At 73.1% G+C, this 17,232-nt stretch carries 14 protein-coding genes; 5 read left to right on the top strand and 9 right to left on the bottom strand.

Translation table 11 applies throughout. From position 1 onward, the window contains the following. Nucleotides 1-81: 81 nt before the first annotated feature. The 5 genes from MANAM107_RS07380 (at nucleotide 82) to MANAM107_RS07360 (ending at nucleotide 3,119) form a co-directional block, all read left to right on the top strand. The gene (locus MANAM107_RS07380) at nucleotides 82-1,107 is read left to right on the top strand and encodes an ion transporter (protein ID WP_223906867.1); all 1,026 of its coding nucleotides are present in this window, start codon (nucleotides 82-84) and stop codon (nucleotides 1,105-1,107) included. 192 nt (nucleotides 1,108-1,299) lie between these two features. Next, complete coding sequence (locus MANAM107_RS07375) at nucleotides 1,300-1,767, top strand: phage holin family protein (protein ID WP_223906864.1); 468 nt, start codon at nucleotides 1,300-1,302, stop codon at nucleotides 1,765-1,767. Continuing rightward, nucleotides 1,764-2,357: a hypothetical protein gene (locus MANAM107_RS07370; protein WP_223906861.1), complete on the top strand. Its 594-nt coding sequence runs from the start codon at nucleotides 1,764-1,766 to the stop codon at nucleotides 2,355-2,357. Before MANAM107_RS07375 ends, MANAM107_RS07370 begins: the two co-directional genes overlap by 4 nt. Continuing rightward, nucleotides 2,348-2,719 carry a DUF3618 domain-containing protein gene (locus MANAM107_RS07365; protein ID WP_223906858.1) on the top strand — a complete coding sequence of 124 codons (372 nt, stop codon included), beginning with the start codon at nucleotides 2,348-2,350 and terminating at the stop codon, nucleotides 2,717-2,719. Before MANAM107_RS07370 ends, MANAM107_RS07365 begins: the two co-directional genes overlap by 10 nt. 187 nt (nucleotides 2,720-2,906) lie before the next feature. Next, a complete protein-coding gene (locus tag MANAM107_RS07360; RefSeq protein WP_179900099.1) occupies nucleotides 2,907-3,119 on the top strand; it encodes a DUF3073 domain-containing protein in 213 nt (70 codons plus the stop codon). 106 nt (nucleotides 3,120-3,225) lie between these two features. On the opposite strand, the gene purM is transcribed toward MANAM107_RS07360, so the two are convergent. The 9 genes from purM to gdhA all read right to left on the bottom strand — a co-directional run bounded on the left by purM (nucleotide 3,226) and on the right by gdhA (nucleotide 16,941). Further along, nucleotides 3,226-4,374 (bottom strand): phosphoribosylformylglycinamidine cyclo-ligase, encoded by a 1,149-nt coding sequence (gene purM, locus MANAM107_RS07355; RefSeq protein WP_223906854.1) that lies wholly within the window; start codon nucleotides 4,372-4,374, stop codon nucleotides 3,226-3,228. A 30-nt stretch (nucleotides 4,375-4,404) separates the two neighbouring features. Continuing rightward, complete coding sequence (gene purF / locus MANAM107_RS07350) at nucleotides 4,405-6,027, bottom strand: amidophosphoribosyltransferase (RefSeq protein WP_223912953.1); 1,623 nt, start codon at nucleotides 6,025-6,027, stop codon at nucleotides 4,405-4,407. Between the two features lie 276 nt (nucleotides 6,028-6,303). Next, a complete protein-coding gene (locus MANAM107_RS07345; RefSeq protein WP_223906850.1) occupies nucleotides 6,304-8,082 on the bottom strand; it encodes an RNB domain-containing ribonuclease in 1,779 nt (592 codons plus the stop codon). A 49-nt stretch (nucleotides 8,083-8,131) separates the two neighbouring features. Further along, nucleotides 8,132-8,536, bottom strand: a complete 405-nt coding sequence (locus MANAM107_RS07340) for a sterol carrier family protein (RefSeq protein WP_179900102.1) — start codon at nucleotides 8,534-8,536, stop codon at nucleotides 8,132-8,134. A 167-nt stretch (nucleotides 8,537-8,703) separates the two neighbouring features. Further along, on the bottom strand, nucleotides 8,704-10,773 hold the full coding sequence (locus MANAM107_RS07335) for a PTS fructose transporter subunit IIABC (protein ID WP_223912950.1): 2,070 nt from the start codon (nucleotides 10,771-10,773) through the stop codon (nucleotides 8,704-8,706). A gap of 131 nt (nucleotides 10,774-10,904) precedes the next feature. Continuing rightward, nucleotides 10,905-11,933, bottom strand: coding sequence for a 1-phosphofructokinase family hexose kinase (locus MANAM107_RS07330; RefSeq protein WP_223906847.1), 1,029 nt, complete (start codon nucleotides 11,931-11,933; stop codon nucleotides 10,905-10,907). Next, complete coding sequence (locus MANAM107_RS07325; protein ID WP_223906844.1) at nucleotides 11,930-12,700, bottom strand: DeoR/GlpR family DNA-binding transcription regulator; 771 nt, start codon at nucleotides 12,698-12,700, stop codon at nucleotides 11,930-11,932. Before MANAM107_RS07325 ends, MANAM107_RS07330 begins: the two co-directional genes overlap by 4 nt. A 266-nt stretch (nucleotides 12,701-12,966) precedes the next feature. Further along, nucleotides 12,967-15,348 (bottom strand): bifunctional metallophosphatase/5'-nucleotidase, encoded by a 2,382-nt coding sequence (locus tag MANAM107_RS07320; RefSeq protein WP_223906841.1) that lies wholly within the window; start codon nucleotides 15,346-15,348, stop codon nucleotides 12,967-12,969. Nucleotides 15,349-15,603: 255 nt separating this feature from the next. Next, complete coding sequence (gdhA, locus tag MANAM107_RS07315) at nucleotides 15,604-16,941, bottom strand: NADP-specific glutamate dehydrogenase (protein WP_179901224.1); 1,338 nt, start codon at nucleotides 16,939-16,941, stop codon at nucleotides 15,604-15,606. Nucleotides 16,942-17,232 lie beyond the last annotated feature (291 nt).

Below are 17,232 nucleotides of genomic sequence, written 5' to 3'. Positions count from 1 at the left end.
TCCGCGCGGGCGGGGCGCTGCCCTACACTCCTGGGCGGCAGATCTGCCGCCCCATATCCCGCCCAGCACGGAGGTCATCGGTTGAGCACGAGGGTCGCCCTGCGGCGCGCGCAGCTGGACGCCTGGATCCACTCCCCCGCGGTGCAGAACGTCATCATGGCGGTCATCGTCATCAACTCCATCACCATCGGTCTGGAGACCGCCGTCCACGGCGCCTCCCCGGCCGCCAGGCTCCTGCACCTGCTCGACCACATCGCCCTGGCGGTCTTCGTGGGGGAGATCATCGTCAAGATCGCCGCCATGGGACCGCGCCGCTTCTTCTCCAGCGGCTGGAACATCTTCGACTTCCTGGTGGTGGCGGTGGCCCTGGTCCCCGGGGCCGGGCCCCTGTCGGTGCTGCGCACGCTGCGCATCCTGCGACTGCTGCGGGTCATCAAGTTCCTGCCGAGCCTGCGCCGCGTGGTGGAGGCGCTCATGCTCTCCCTGCCGGGGATCAGCGCCATCGCCGTGCTCATGCTCATGATCTTCTACGTGGCCGCGGTCATGTCCACCGCCATGTTCGGCCAGGCCTTCCCCGACTGGTTCGGCAGCCTGGGCAGGTCCCTCTACACACTGTTCCAGATCATGACCCTGGAGAGCTGGTCCATGGGGATCGTGCGCCCGGTCATGGAGCACTCCCCGTGGGCCTGGGCCTTCTTCGTGCCCTTCATCCTGGTCTCGGCCTTCACCATGCTCAACCTTTTCGTCGCGGTCATCGTGGACACCATGGGGCAGATGGACTCGACCTCCCAGCAGGACGCCGCCGCGCCGGAGGCCACCGCCGACCTGCCGCAGCAGCAGGCCGAGGGCACCACGCCGACCGAGAGCACCCGGGGCGCGAGCGCCGACACGCCGGCAGTCGGGACGGGCTCCGCGCACTCGGCCCAGGAGGAGATCAGCAAGACCAACCCCGAGGCCCTGGCCGGGGACGGCGATCCGATACCGGCTCGTCTGAGCCCCACCGTCCCCGAGGGCGGCGAGGGCCTGGCCGAGCTGCTGGCGGAGATGCGGGCCCTGCGCGCGGAGGTCGCGGCCCTGCGCGCCCAGCACGACGACGCGCACCGCTGACCCCGGCAGCGCTCCGACGGCGCACCGGCCACTGCACCAACCGCCGTCGCCCGGCGGTCAGGTCCGGACCGGACTGCCCCCGGGGAGCAGCGCTGAAGGCGGGTGCTGTTTCGCCGCGGCCCAGGCTATGAGATTCTTACCCCGGTGGCTCCACCCACCGACACCGTCCATAGCCGCGAAGGTTGTTCCTCCATGCCCCAGAATCAGCCCCCTGCGCCACCGTCGGCACAGTCCGCGCACGCAGGCCCCTCCACCCCCCAGCCGTCCTTGGGCGAGCTCGTCATACGCATCGGCGACAATATCGTCGCCCTGGTGCGCGGCGAGCTCCGCCTGGCCAAGGCCCGTGGGATGCGCATGGCCAAGACCATGGGGCTGGGCGCGGGCCTGCTGGGCGCAGCCGCGGTGCTGGCGCTCTACGCCTTCGGACTGGTGCTCGCCTCGATCGTCCAGGCGCTCAGCCTGGCCCTGCCGGCGTGGGCGGCCAGCCTCATCGTGGCCCTCGTCTTGCTGGTCATCGGCGCGGTCCTGGCCTACCTGGGCAGGGAGAGGCTCCTGGCCGCCAAGGCCGATGTGCCCGACCCCAAGGCCGGCCTCAAGCAGAGCGCCGAGGCCTTCAAGGGGGCGGTCAGCAGCGGTCTGGAGAGGGGGGAGTCCCAGTGAGCGCAGCAGCACAGAGCACAGGCAGGCAGGCCGGGAAGCAGGCGTCGGGCCCCACCCCCGAGACCTTGGCGGCCGCCCAGGACGCCCGTCGCCGCGCCCTGGTCTCCGACGTCGATGAGCTGGCCTCCCGCCTGGCCCCGGCCAGCCTCGCGCGCTCGGCCCGCCAGGCAGCCGACTCGGCGATGAGCACCCTGCGCACCCGCGGCCAGGAGGTGGCGGCCCAGGCCCGCAGCCAGGCCGAGGCCCTGGGCGGCCAGGCCCAGGACACGGCCCAGGGCCTCCTGGCCAAGGCGGGCATCTCCCGCGGCGATGGGACCGCTCCCGGCACTTCCGGATCCCCGGAGGGCGACCAGGCGCAGGCCTATGGGCTCGCCCCGTCCGCCGGCGGTGGCGCGCCACCGCTGGGGCGGCGCCTGAGCCTGCTGCTCGACGACGCCCGTGACGGCGAGCCGGTCGCCCTGGCGATCGTCACCGCCGCCGCCCTCGGCCTGGCGGGTCTCAGTGGCGTGGCGCTGGTCAAGGCGATCGCCACGCTGAGGTCGCCCCGGGCGGGGCGGTTCGAGGCCGGGCCTGCCCAGGCATGGCAGTGAGGCGCGAGCGCCACGGCGGAGCGGGGGGCTCGGAGGGGACCCCCGCCCCGAGCCCTGAGCAGATCGAGGAGGAGTTGCGGGCCCAGCGCCAGAGCCTGGCGGAGTCCATCGATGAGCTGATGGCCCGTATCGACCCGCGCGAGCAGGCCCGCCAGGCCGGTGACGACCTGCGCGATCAGGCGGGGACCCGACTGACCGCCCTGCGCGACCAGACCGGGGCCCGGGTCTCCGAGCTGGTCGCGCAGGGGCGCGAGGCCGAGGAGCGCGCCAGGCGCGGGCTCGGGCGCGCCCAGGAGGCCGGATCGCGTCGGCTCAAGGAAACCGGTTCCCGCCTGAGGGGCCTGTTCCGCACGCCCAGGTGACGGCACTCACCCGGCCCATGGTCCTCCCGGGGCCGCCTGAGTGCCCAGGGGTGGGCGGCACCACGGCACCTGAACGTCTTCCGAATGGTGTTCCCGCATGACGACGTTGTACGGTTGCCCCACGACACATTTGACCAGGAAGAGCGCGCCCTGTGCGCGCCGTGACACGTTGGAGGGGGTCGAGCCTATGGGGCGCGGCCGTCAGAAGGCCAAGGCAACCAAGGTTGCCCGTAAGCTCAAGTACTTCAGCCCGCAGACCGATTACGCCGCTCTCGAGCGCGAGCTCGTCTCGGCGTCCTCGGGCTCTGAGGCCGAGGACGAGATCGATTACGAGGAGCTGGCCGCCAAGTACGCCGTCGATGACGACGACTGGGATGGCTCCGACGAGGGTGGCAGGTAGGCCTGCTGGCCGATACCCCACCGGGACCACAGCCGGCAGGCCTCTCGCTTGCCGGCTGTCCCGTGCCGGGGCCCGACCTGCCTCAGGCATTGGTCGGATCCGCCGTTCAGCCCACCCGGTAGTCCCCGGTCAGGTCGACGGCGCCGCCGTCGACGCCCTTGGTGCCCTCCACCAGACGCCCCTGGGGCTGGCCGCCGGCAGTGCGCACCTCGCCGAGCACCCAGGCGGGGATGCCCGCGCTCTGTGCCACGCTCAGCACGCCGTCGGCGCCCTCGGGATCCACGACGGCGACCATGCCGACCCCCAGGTTGAGGGTTGACTCCAGGTCGCTCCAGGGCACCCGGCCCAGGTCGCGCATGACCGAGAAGACCGGCGGCACGCTCCAGGAGCCGCGGTCGACCTGGGCGACGAGCCCGCCGGGCAGTACACGGGCCAGGTTGGCGGCCAGGCCCCCGCCGGTGATGTGGGACAGGGCGTGGACGGGGCCGGGAGCGGCGGCGGGGGCCAGGGTCTCCAGCATCACCAGGCACACGCGGGTGTAGAGGCGGGTGGGCTCCAGCAGTTCCTCGCCCAGCGTGCGGCCGAACTCAGGGACGTGGCGCTCCAGGTCCCAGCCCGCGTGCTCGATGATGCGGCGCACCAGGGAGTAGCCGTTGGAGTGCAGGCCGGAGGAGCCCAGGGCCACGAGCACATCACCGGCGCGCACCTTCTCGGCGCCCAGGAGCCTGTCGGCCTCGACCACCCCGGTGGCGGCCCCGGCGACGTCGTACTCCTGGGGTCCCAGGAGGCCCGGGTGCTCGGCGGTCTCCCCGCCCAGCAGGGGGGTGCCCACGGCCTGGCAGGCCTGGGCCACGCCGCGCACAATATCGGCGATGCGCTCGGGCACCACGCGCCCGCAGGCGATGTAGTCGGTCATGAGCAGGGGGCGGGCGCCGACGACGACGATATCGTCGACCACCATGCCCACCAGGTCCTGGCCGATGGTGTCGTGGATGTCGAGGGCCTGGGCGATGGCCACCTTCGTGCCCACCCCGTCGGTGGAGGTGGCCAGCAGGGGGCGGCGGTAGTCGCGCAGGGCGGTGGCCTCCACCAGCCCGGCGAAGCCCCCCACGCCCCCCACGACCTCGGGGGTCATGGTGGCGGAGACGGCGGCCCGCATGAGCTCGACGGCGCGGTCCCCCGCCGCGGTGTCCACCCCGGAGGAGGCGTAGGTGATCGGCTGGTGCTGCTGGTCCTCATCGGGCGCGGATGTCATCACTGGGCTCCTTGGCGTGAGTGGGTCATGTCAGTTGGCTCCTGCCGGGCTGCCCGAGCCGAGCTCGGGGCGGGTGACCCGCCCGGCGGCCTCGTCCTGGGCCGGGCGGGGCGCGGTGGGACGGCGGTAGGCGGAGGGCACGCGGTTGACCGGGATGGTGCCGATCGGGACGCCCGGGGCGGGGGGCGGGATCGGGTAGTCGCCGGTGAAGCAGGCCAGGCAGAGCTCCTCGGCGCGCTGGCCTGTGGCCTGCACCATACCGTCGATGGACAGGAAGCCCAGGGAGTCGGCGTTGATGGAGCGACGGATCTCATCGACGCCCATGCCGGTGGCGATGAGCTCGGCCCGGGTGGCGAAGTCGATGCCGTAGTAGCAGGGCCACAGCACCGGCGGGGAGGAGATGCGCACATGGACCTCGGCGGCGCCGGCCTCGCGCAGCATCCGCACCAGGGCGCGCTGGGTGTTGCCGCGCACGATGGAGTCATCGACCACCACCAGGCGCTTGCCCTCGATGACCTCGCGCAGGGGGTTGAGCTTGAGGCGGATGCCCAGCTGGCGCAGGGTCTGGGTGGGCTGGATGAAGGTGCGCCCCACATAGGCGTTCTTCACCAGCCCCTGGCCGTAGGGGATGCCCGAGGCCTGGGCGTAGCCGATGGCCGCCGGGGTTCCCGACTCGGGGGTGGCGATGACCAGGTCGGCCTCCACGGGGTGCTCGCGCGCCAGGGCGGCCCCCATCTCGTTGCGCGAGGCGATGACACTGCGCCCGGAGATGCGGGTGTCGGGCCGGGCCAGGTAGACGTACTCGAAGACGCAGCCGGCGCGGCGGGCGGTGGCGAAGCGGGTGGAGCGCACGCCGTCGTCGTCGATCTCGATGAGCTCGCCGGGCTCGATCTCGCGCACGAAGGCGGCCCCCACGATGTCCAGGGCTGCGGTCTCGGAGGCCACCGTCCAGCCGTTGGACAGGCGGCCCAGGACCAGGGGCCGCACGCCCTGGGGGTCGCGGGCCGCGTAGAGGGTGCGCTCGTCCATGAAGACCAGGGAGAAGGCGCCGCGCAGCATCGGCAGGACGGCCAGGGCCGCCTGGTGCATGGTCAGGGGGGCCTGGGCGCCCCGGGCCTGGTCACCGGCGCCCTGAGCCGGCTGGTCGGCCGCGGCGGCTCCGGTGGTCAGGGAGCCGCGCTCGGAGACCAGGTTCATCAGGGCGGCGATGACGGCGGTGTCGGTGGAGGAGCCGCGGCCGAGCTCGCCGGTGAGGTCCTCCCCGGAGGTCTGACGCACGGCGGCCATGAGCTCGGGGGTGTTGGTGAGGTTGCCGTTGTGGGTCAGCGCCAGGGTGCCGCCTGCCGCCGGCCCCAGCATGGGCTGGGCGTTCTCCCAGGTGGTGGCGCCGGTGGTGGCGTAGCGGACGTGTCCGACGGCGATGTGGCCGGTGAGGTTGGACAGGGCGGCGTCGTCGAAGACCTGGGAGACCAGGCCCATGTCCTTGTAGACCAGGATCTGCCTGCCGTTGGAGGTGGCGATCCCGGCCGACTCCTGGCCGCGGTGCTGGAGGGCGTAGAGCCCGAAGTAGCTCAGGCGGGAGACGTCCTCCCCCGGGGCCCATACTCCGAAGACGCCGCACTCCTCGCGGGGGCCCTCCGCCAGCTCCTCCACCAGGGCGCCGTGGTCCTGCGACGGCGGTGCGCCCGCGGAGGCGCGCTGCCGCCGCCCACCGGTGGGGACGGGCTCGGCGGCCAGGGGGGCCGCAGTGGTGGGGGTACAGGTCGGGGCGGTTGCAGGGGCGGTCAGCGCGGGGTTCTCACCGGTGCTCACCGCCCCAGTCTTCCATGCCCTGCGCCGGGCTGCGCCATGACCCGCTGGAACCGGCCCGCGGGAGGCCGGGCCATCGGCACGAGCGTGCCGGCCCGGGCGCCTGGCCGCGGGCGGGGCTCAGGCCATGACGAACTCGGTGCGGCCGGCCGCGGGGTCGGCCAGGACGAGCCGGGCCCGCACCGTCTCCCCCAGGGGCAGGCGGGCGGCGCGCCGGTCATGGCGGCTCTGCTCCTTGCCTCCCTGTTCCGCGCGGCCCTGACCGGGACCTTGCTGGTCGGCATCCCCCGGCTCAGGGGCATGCCGGTCAGGGCGGTGCGGGTCGGCGCCCGCCGGGTCGCGGTCGTCGGGGGCCTGCCCACGAAGCTCGGCGACCACGGCCGGCTCGGAGACCATGAGCTCTCCACGCCCCTGGCGCACGGAGAGGATGACGCCCTCGAAGACCTCCCCCTCATGCCCGGCCATGACCATGGCCTCCAGGGCCGAGATCGCTCCCCGGCCCACCGCCCGGGCCCGGCGGCCGGCCTGGGCCATGGTCTCGGGGAGCCCGGGCAGGGCGCTGACCGCCCAGTCGGGCACGGGCCGCCCCGCGCACACGGCGATGCAGATCTCCTCGCCGTAGCGGTCCACCAGGCGGCGCAAGGGCGCGGTGACATGGGCGTAGGGGGAGGCGATGGCCGCGTGGGCGGTGCGCTGCGCCGCCTCGGCCATCCCAGCCGCCTCCGCCGCACCGCCCACGGGGGCAGCGCCGCCCTCCGGGGCGCTGCCGTCCACGGCCTCGGGCAGAGCCAGGTAGCCGGCGCCGCGGAACAGCGAGAGCGCCTGGTCCAGGAAGGCGGCGTGGGCGGGCACGGTGTGGTCGAGGCTGCGCACCAGCTCGGGGTAGGGCAGGTCCTGGGGCCAGTCGATGCGCAGGGCCCGGGCCACGCGGCGCAGGCGCCGGTAGTCCTCGGGGGCGGCCGGCGGCATGGTCCGCAGGATCCCGACGCCGGCCCCCATCATGATCCGGGCGGCGCAGATGCCGGTGAGCAGGGAGATCTGCGCGTTGTACTCCTCCACGGGCAGGGCGGCGCGGAAGACGAGCCGGTAGCCGCCGGGCACCGCCCCCTCCTGCTCCCCCGCACCGGCCGGGTCACTGGTCGGGGCCTCGATCGCCTCGATGGCCTGCTCGGGGGTGGCCAGGGAGACTCCCCCGCGAGCGGCCTCTCGCTCCTGGCGCAGTCGGCCGATGCGCTCCAGGAGCCGGGGCAGGTCGGCGGGGGCGCGCGGGTCGAGATCGGCCCGGCCGTCAAGGGCCTCCTGGACCTGGGCGTAGCTCAGGCGCGCCCGTGAGCGTACGAGGGCGCGCTCGACGTGGGCGTGGAGGACCTCACCGCGGGCGTCCAGGTCGATGGTCCACAGGCAGGCGGGCCGGTCCTGCTCCTCCAGGAGGGAGGCGACCCCGTGGGAGAGGACCTCGGGGTGCAGTGGTGTGGCGTGGTCGGGGGCGTAGACGGTCTCGCCGCGACGGCGCAGCTCGGCATCCAGGGCGCCCCCGGGCTGCACGAAGGTGGCCAGGGAGGCGATGGCGTAGTGGACGCGGTAGGCGGGGGCCGGGTCGGCCTCGGGCGCTGCGGGCGGCTCCGACGGGCTGAGGCGCTCCAGGGCCAGGGCCTGGTCCAGGTCCATGGATCCGACCGGGTCGATGGTGACCAGGGGCAGGTCGCGGGCGTCGCGGGCACCGTCGTCCAGGAGCCTGCGGGCCCCGCCGTCGGCCCATTGGGCGGCGGCCTGCTCGGCCTCGGCCAGCGCCTGGGGCGGGAAGCGCTCGGGGATGCCGTGCTCGGCGCGCAGGGCGTCCAGGGCTCGGGTGACCTCGGTGGGAGGCGCGGTGTGGGCGCTCAGGCGAGTGCGGCTCATGGGGTGAATCTACCCACCGCCCCTGCCCGGTGCAGGACCGGGGCGCGGCTCAGGCGCGCACCAGCGGCAGGTAGGCCGACAGGTCGCAGCGCTCTCCCGAGGCCCGCAGGGCTCCGCTGGCCAGGGCCTCGTCCCAGGCCAGGGCTCCGGTGGCCAGGGCCAGCCAGGTCTCGGAGTCCGTCTCCACGACGCTGGGCGGGGTGCCTCGGCGGTGGACGGCCCCGGCAACCGCCTGAGCGGCGGCGAAGGGCGGCACCCGTACCTCGACGGCGCGGCCCGGGGCGCAGGCCGCCAGCTCCTCCAGGGTGTAGCGCACCGCCGTCGCGGTGGTGCGCCGCAGTTGCGCGCGATCGGCCGGGCCGGCCTCCCGGCCCCCAGGGTCCTGCGCCTGGCGCGCCCATCGGCGCACCGCCTGAGCACCAGCATCCGGATCGATGCGCCGTCGAGGAGACATGGCGCAAGCCTACGCCGCCCGCCAGCACGCAACCGGCCTGGATTCACGCCGCGGCATCTGGTATGCGAGTGCGGGGTACAGCATGCGATGACCCTGCACTCGCATGCTGTACCCCGCACTCGCATACTGCGCGGCGCCCCTCCTGAAGGAGGCGCCCGCCGCCGGCCTCAGGCCTTGTGGGCGTAGCGCTTGAGCAGGACCACCAGCGCCGCCGTGACCACCACGCCGGCGAGGATCGCCAGGAGGAAGCTCAGGACGTTGGTGATGGCGAAGGCCACGAACACGCCCCCGTGCGGAGCGCGCGAGCCCACGTGCAGAGCCATGGACAGCGCCCCGGTCACCGCGCCCCCCGCCATGGTCGCCGGGATGATGCGCAGCGGGTCCGCCGCCGCGAAGGGGATGGCCCCCTCGGAGATGAAGGACAGGCCCAGCAGCCAGGCGCTGCGCCCATTCTCCACCTCGGCCTTGGTGAACAGGCCGGGCCGCAGGAAGGTCGCCACCGAGACCGCCAGGGGCGGCACCATGCCCGCAGCCATGACAGCGGCCATGACCTCGAAGGAGGCGGTGGTCGCGGCGGCCAGGCCGGCGGTGGCGAAGAGGTAGGCGGCCTTGTTGACCGGGCCGCCCAGGTCGAAGCACATCATGAGGCCCAGGATGACGCCCAGGAGCACGGCGGAGCCGCCCTCGGACATGGATGTCAGGCCGTTCTGCAGACCGGCCATGAGGGAGGCCAGGGGCTTGCCCAGGAGCATGTACATCACCGAGCCCACCGCCAGGGTGGTCCCCAGCGGGATGACGACCACGGGCATGAGGCCCCGCAGCCATCGCGGCACATTGAGACCGGTGAGCCAGGCCGCGACATAGCCGGCGAGGATGCCTCCCACCAGGCCTCCGATGAAGCCGGAGTCCACCGAGAGGGCTACCGCGCCCATGGCGAAGCCGGGAGCGATACCGGGGCGGCCGGCCAGGCCGAAGGCGATGTAGCCGGCCAGGGCGGGGACCAGGAAGCCCATGGCCGCCTGCCCCAGTACCAGGAACACCGATCCGAGGTAGAGCATCAGCCCGCTGGAGTGCGCCGCACCGGCGACCGTCCCCGGCAGGTTCCACAGGGTGTAGTCGTGCGCCACGGCCTCAGCCACGGGCCTGTCGGCGCCCTCGGGGGTCAGGGCGATGTCGTAGCCGCCGAAGAGGAAGCCCAGGGCGATGAGCAGACCGCCCGCGGCCACGAAGGGGATCATGTAGGACACGCCGGTCATGACCGCCCGCTGGAGGCGGCGGGCCCAGTGCACCGACTCCTCCTCATCCTCCGAGCCCCCCTCGGCCTGGGCCTCTCCCGCAGGCACCCGGGCGGCCGCGGGGTCGTCGATGGCGGCCAGGGCCCGGTCCACCAGGCCCCCCGCGTCATTGACGGCGGCCTTGACCCCGACGTCGATGACCGGCTTGCCGGCGAAGCGCTCCCGGCCCTTGACTGGCAGGTCGTGGGCGAAGATGACGGCGTCGGCCCGCGCCACGAGTGCGGGGTCCAGGGCGTCGATCCTGCCCGAGCCCTGGCCCTCGATGGCCACGGTGATGCCCCGGTCCTTGCCCGCCTGCTCCAGGGCCTCGGCCGCCATGAAGGTGTGGGCGATGCCGGTGGGGCAGGAGGAGACCCCGACGATGACCACATCCCCACCGGAGGCGGCGCCCCCGGCTGCCGCGGCGCCAGCACCTGCTGCCGCGGCGGGTGCCTCCTCGCCAGCCGACGAGGCCGGCTCATCCCCGCCGTCGAGCAGCTCGGGCTGGACCTGGCCGGTGACGATACGGGCCACCTCCTCGGGGCTGCTGGCCTGCCGCAGCGCCCCGGTGAACTCGTCCTGCATGAGGCCGCGGGCGAGCTTGGCCAGCAGTTGGAGGTGGACGTCGTCGGCGCCGTCGGGGGCGGCGATCATGAAGACGAGGTCGGCGGCCTGCTCGTCGGCCGCCCCGAAGTCCACCGGCTCAGCCAGTCGCGCGAAGCCCAGGCTGGGGGCCAGCACGTGGGGGCTGCGGCAGTGGGGGATGGCGATCCCGCCGGGGATGCCGGTGGGAGCGGTGGCCTCGCGCGCCTTGGCGTCGGCCGCCAGCCCGTCGGGGGAGCCGGCTCGGCCTGCGCGCGCCACGGTGGCGGCCAGGAACTCGATGACGTCTTCCTTACTCGGCCCGGCCTGGGCGTCCAGGACGACCAGATCGGGGATGATCAATGGCGTGTTCTCGGTCATGGGGCTTCCTTGTTGTCCGAGGGCCGCCTCGCGGGCACGAGGCGGAGTGGTGGTCGCGGGTTGGAGGGTGGACGAGGTCGGCGGCGGCCCGGCCGGAGGCGGGCGCCGTCGGGAGCGGCGGTCCGCCCGGCTCAGGCGAGCTGGACGACGACGGCGGGCTGGGCGGGCAGATCGGCGGGGGTGGGCAGGGTGGTTCCCGGCAGTGAGGCGGCTGCGGAGCCGTAGGCCATGGCCGTGGCCAGGCGCTCGGCCTCCTCGCCCCCGCGCACCTCGGCCAGGACGTAGCCGGCCACGGAGGAGTCCCCCGCCCCGACGGTGGAGACCACCGCGACCTCGGGGGCGGTGGCGTGCCAGGCGCCCCGGGCCGTGACCAGGACGGCCCCGGCGGGCCCCAGGGTGGCCATGACGGCGCCGATGCCCAGGTCCACCAGGGCGCGGGCGGCGGCGGCCACCGGCTCCAGGTCGCCGTTGATGGCTCCCTCCTCCAGGTCGGTGGCCCCCACCCCGGCCAGTTGGGCGAGCTCCTCGCCGTTGGGCTTGATGAGGTCCGGGGCGGATTCGGGCAGGGCGGAGGCCAGGGCGGCCAGGGGCGCATCGGAGGTGTCCACGGCGATGCGCAGGCCCGGGATGGCCTGGCGCAGGAGGGTGACGAGCCGGGCGTACCAGTCGTCCGGGGCGCCGGGGGGCAGGGAGCCGGAGAGGATGGCCCAGTCACGACCCTCCTCGGCCCGCTCCACAGGGGCTCCGGCAGGGGCTGTTGAGTCGGCGGCCGCGCCCAGTGCTGCGAGCAGCTCCTGCTCGACGGCGCTGACCTCCTGCCCGCTCAGGCCCGCCCCGGGCTCGTTGAGCTTGGTGGTGGTGCCGTCGGGCTCGGTGACGGCGGTGTTGATGCGGGCGGCCCCGGAGACCTGGACGGGCAGGGCCGTGAGCCGGTCCATGCCAAGGGCCTCGATGGCGGCCAGGAGGGGGTCGTGGGCGGCCACTGGCAGGAGGGCGGTGGCCGCCTGACCGGAGTTGGCCAGGACGCGGGCGACGTTGACGCCCTTGCCGCCGGGCTCCACGGTGACGGTGGCCAGGCGGTTGACGGCCCCGCGCTGGAGGGGACCGGGCAGGGTGACGGTGCGGTCGAGTGACGGGTTGGGTGTGAGCGTGAGGATCATGCGACGAGGACCTCTGTTCCGGTGGTGGCGAGCTGGGCGGTCAGGTCAGGGGGCGGCTCGACGTCGAGGACCAGCAGGTCCACGTCGTCGAGGTGGGCGAAGGAGACCAGGTGCTCCTGGCCGATCTTGGAGGCGTCGGTCAGGGCGATCACCCGGCGGGCGGCGCGCACCATGGCGCGCTTGACGGTGGCCTCGTCGGGATCCGGGGTGGACAGCCCGTGCTGGGCGCTGACGCCATTGGCCCCCAGGACGGCCACGTCCACGCGCAGGAGGGCCAGGGCCTCCAGGGCCTCGGGGCCGACGGCGGCCTGCGTCAGGCCGCGGACGTGCCCGCCCAGGATGCGCACGGTCGTCTCCCCGCGGGAGGCCAGGCGGGCGGCGATGAGGACCGAGTTGGTGATGACCGTCAGGCCGGGGACGCCGGGAAGGATACGGGCCAGGGCGCCGGTGGTGGTGCCGGCATCGAGCAGGAGGGTGCCGCCCTCAGCCAGGTCCAGGCGACTCAGGACGGCCTGGGCGATGGCCTGCTTGGCTGCGGTGTGGAGCTGCTCGCGGTGGGACACGCCGGTCTCGGGCAGCGCCAGGGAGGAGGCCGGGACGGCTCCGCCGTGCACCTTGCGCAGGACCCCGCTGCGGTCCATGGCGGTCAGGTCGCGGCGGATGGTCTCGGGGGTGACGTCGAAGTGCTCGGCGAGATCGTTGACCTGGACCCGCCCCAGGGCGCGCAATTGGTCGAGGATCTGCTCCTGCCTGTGCTGCGCTGCCATGGCTCGCCTCCTGACGTCATCATCGGCCGCATCGGATGCCTGATCGGACAGAATTGAACAGCGATAAATGTCTGTTCAGACATGATGGTATGTCTGTTCACACATTCATGTCCAGGGTGATGTGACCCATCAAACATCCTCTCGTCTCGTCGTCGTGGACTCCTCGCCGGAGAGCACTCGACCGGCCCTCCCCGATGCGGGGAGGGCCGGTCGAGTGATCACAGAGGCGCCTGGAGGCAGGCCCCCGGGCGTGCGGAGGCCGGGCCTCAGGAGGCCGAGCGACGACGGGCCACGAGCAGGAGACCGCCTGCCAGCAGGGCGAGGGCCAGCGCCCCCCAGGCCGGCGAGGCACCCGTGCGAGCCAGGGAGCCTGTGCCGCTCGGGGCGCCCGCCTGAGGCGCCGCAGTGGTGGCCTGTGCTGGCGCGGCGGCCTCGGTGGAGGCCGCAGGCTGCTCCGGGGCCGGCGGCGCATCGGCGGCCGGGGGCTGCTCAGCGGGCGGCTGGCTTGCAGCAGGGGGCTGGGTCTCGGTGGGCGTGTCGCTGGGAGCCGGCGAGGCCTGCTCCTCCACGACGGTCTCCACATAGAGGGTGTTGAGCACCTTGCCCTGGGAGTCAACCGTCTCCAGGGTCACGTAGCGGCAGGTCCGGTCGGACTTGGAGCGGCAGGTACCGGTGGGGGCGTCCGCCGGGACCGTGACATCGAAGGTGGCCTTGCCCGTGGTGGGCCCGGTGGCATCCACGGCCAGGTCGATGTCGTGGCTGGCGATCTCGGTGGTCCCGTTCATCACCCGCACCCGCTGGGCGCCCGCCTGCTGCTCGGCAGGGTTGGTGTAGGCCAGGCCGTCGAGGGAGACGGTGGCGGTGTCACGGCTCTTACCGGTCAGGGTCATGCCGACCTGGCGCTTGTCGTAGCCGGCCGAGATGGGCTGATCGCCGAAGGAGGCCAGGTAGGTCGAGGTGACGTCCCGGTCCAGGATCCCGGTGTTGACCTCCTCGTGGTCGGCCAGGGCGTCGTAGCCGTCCCCGCCCTCCATGACGAAGGAGTTGGAGGCCACGACCACCGTGTCGGTGTCGCTCAGGGGATGGCCGTCGACGACGATCTCGCGCACCACCTTGGCGCGGGCGGCCTTGATGTCCTCAGCGCGGGTGGAGGCATCGGCACCCGAGGCCGCCAGGTCGGCCTGGATGGCGGCCAGCTCGGCCTCGGCCGAGGCGTCCAGCACCACGCCGACATTGCTGGACAGGCCCAGGGTCAGTACCGAGCGGCTCGCCCCGGGCTGCCACTGCTGGGCCAGGAGGGCCTTGAGCTCGGCGCCGGTGAGGGTGGTGTAGGCCATCTCATTGCCGAAGGGCTGGACCGTGTAGGCCTCCCCGGAGGTCAGCACCCCGTCCCCCTCCTTGGCGTCGCTGGAGGCGTAGAGGTAGTCGGCCCGCACTCCCCCGGCGTTCATCAGGCCCACGTAGTAGGTGGAGTCCGTGGGCTGGATGCTGGTGGCCAGCCAGTGGCGGAAGGACTCGGCGATGACATTGGAGGCGGTGGACTCCGTGCCGCGGTGCCCGCCGGGCCCGTTGCCGTCCGATCCGCGCAGGAAGTCCGAGCCGATCCTGGCCAGGGGCTTGGCTCCCTGGGTCGAGGAGTCGGTCTCGGCCTTGGAGACGATCCCGGCCACGCCGTAGGCGTCGGTGGTGCAGCCCGAGGTCTTGAGGTCCTTGTTCTCCGCGGTCACCACGCTGGTGCGCTTGGTGGCGGGGTCGTAGCTCAGGGAGATGCGCCCCAGGGCCCAGCCGTAGTGGTCGGCCTGGACCACGGCGATCTGGTTGCCCTCGGCGCCGGTGACCGTCTGGGCGAAGGGCACGTGGCTGTGCCCGGCGAAGACGGCGTCGACGCTCTTGTTGAAGGAGCCGGCCGTCAGCGCGGCGTCCTCGTGGGACAGGACCACGACGACGTCGGCCTCACCATTGGCGGCATCTCCGTCCTTGAGCTCACTGGCCTTGGTGTTGGCGGTCTGGACCGCCGGGCTCAGGGTCAGGGAGGCCAGGGCCGAGGGCGGGACCAGGGCGGGCAGCTCATCGGTGACCGCCCCGACGAAGGCCACACGCACCCCTCCGGTCTCCTTGATGAACACACCGTTGCCCGCCCCCTCGGCACTCAGGGGCGCCGAGCCGGTGACATTGGCGGCCAGGATCGGGGCGTCGGTGGCGCCCAGGATGCGTCCCTCGAGGTCGGGCAGGCCCTTGTCGAGCTCGTGGTTGCCCAGGGCCGAGACGTCCAGCTTCATCGCGTTGAGCACATCGATGGTGGGTCGGTCCTCCAGGGCCGAGGAGACGTAGGCCGATCCGCCCACCGAGTCCCCCGCGGAGACGAACAGGGTATGGGGGTTGCTGGCACGGGCGGCGGAGACCTCGCAGGCCAGTGTCACCGCGCCGGGGTCGGCCACGGTGACCTGGCCGGTGGCCTTGTCCGTCTGGGTGGTGCGGGAGATGTGACCGTGGAGGTCGGTGATGCCGAGCAGGTCAATGGTGACCGCCTCGCCGCCCTGTGCGGGGGGCGCGGGCTTGTCCTCGTCAGCAGCGGCGATGGGCGCGGCGGCGGCAAGAGCGAGGGCGCTCAGAGCGGCGGCGGCCTTGGCGAGGGGGCGTGTTCTCATCAGAGTCCTCGAAGGGCGGGATTACGGAACGGTTACACAGTACGCCGGTCGCCGCCCCTCCGCGCGGGATTGACAGAGATCCCTCCAGATTCTTGGCGGATCTCATAGATCGCACCTCAGGCCGCATCGGCCTGCCGCAGCATCGACGACGCCGCCCGCCCCTTGTCGCGGGACGGGCGGCATCAGCACTTCCAGGGGATCCTCAGCGCCGTTCTCGGTACAGCGGCCGGCCCCGGGCGCCGGGGCGCCGGCGGCTCACACGATGCCGTGGGCGATCATGACATCGGCCACACGGGTGAAGCCCGCGGCATTGGCGCCCAGCACGTAGTCGCCGGGACGGCCGTACTCCTCGGCGGCGCTGACGCAGGAGTCGTGGATGTCCTGCATGATGCCGGTGAGCTTGGACTCGGCCTTCTCGAAGCTCCAGCGGGTGCGACCCGCATTCTGCTCCATCTCCAGGGCGGAGGTGGCCACGCCCCCGGCATTGGCCGCCTTGCCGGGGCCGAAGAGGATGCCCGCGGACAGGAAGGCGTCCACCGCCTCCGGGGTGGAGGGCATGTTGGCGCCCTCGGAGACCACGCCGCAGCCGCCGCGCAGCAGGGTGGCGGCGGCATCGCCGTCGAGCTCGTTCTGGGTGGCGCAGGGCAGGGCGACGTCGCAGGGCACGTCCCACACCGAGCCGCCGGTGACCAGACGGGCACCGGGGCGGCGCTCGACGTAGTCGGCCACGCGCCCGCGCTCGACCTCCTTGACCTGCTTGAGCAGCGCCAGGTCCACACCGGCCTCGTCGACGACGTAGCCCGAGGAGTCGGAGAAGGTGATCGGGGTGGCGCCGAGCTGCTGGGCCTTCTCGATGGCGTAGATCGCCACGTTGCCGCCACCGGAGACGACGACCTTCTTGCCCTCCAGGGAGTCGCCCTTGGTGGCGAGCATCGACTGGGCGAACAGGACGGCGCCGTAGCCGGTGGCCTCGGTGCGCACAAGCGAGCCGCCCCAGGCCAGGCCCTTGCCGGTGAGGACCCCGGCATCGTAGGAGTTGCGCAGGCGCTTGTACTGGCCGAACATGTAGCCGATCTCACGGCCCCCCACGCCGATGTCCCCGGCGGGCACGTCGGTGCTGGGGCCGATGTGGCGGGCCAGCTCGGTCATGAAGGACTGGCAGAAGCGCATGACCTCTGCGTCGGAGCGCCCATGCGGGTCGAAGTCCGAGCCGCCCTTGCCGCCGCCGATGCCCTGAGCGGTCAGGGCGTTCTTGAAGATCTGCTCGAAGCCGAGGAACTTGATGATCCCGGCGTTGACCGAGGGATGGAAGCGCAGGCCGCCCTTGTAGGGGCCCAGGGCGGAGTTGAACTCGATGCGGAAGCCGCGGTTGACCTGGACGTTGCCCGCGTCGTCGACCCAGGGCACGCGGAACATGATCTGCCGCTCGGGCTCGACGAGCCGCTCCAGCAGAGCCGCCTCAGCGTAGTGGGGGTGCTTGGCGATGACGGGGTCGAGGGACTCCAGCACCTCGCGGACGGCCTGGTGGAACTCGGCCTCTCCACGATTGCGGGCCACGACCTGCTCGTAAACCTTCTCGACAACGTCCTGCATACTGCTTCTCCTTCACCTTGCAGGCAGACTGCGCACCTGGCTGCCGCCTCGGTGCCGGGCTCAGATTTCCACTCAGGCGTTCACTGAGGCGAAACACCGCGTCATCTGGCAGAAACCTGGGCGCCCGGGTCAGGGGCGCATTGCGCCGCAGCAGGCCCAGCACCGCCCCTCCGCAGTCCCACCCCGCCCCGCCCGGCAGTGGCCCAGACAACACCGCAGTGTCCGCATACTGGGCACCGCCCTCGACCACGAGCGGTCCGTTCTCCTCCCGCAGGCCGAGGAGAAGGCCGG

The organism is Actinomyces capricornis (genome assembly GCF_019974135.1).
Lineage (GTDB): Bacteria > Actinomycetota > Actinomycetes > Actinomycetales > Actinomycetaceae > Actinomyces > Actinomyces capricornis.
The sequence above is the reverse complement of the archived record's forward strand: the minus strand, read 5'-3'. Positions and strand labels throughout refer to the sequence as shown.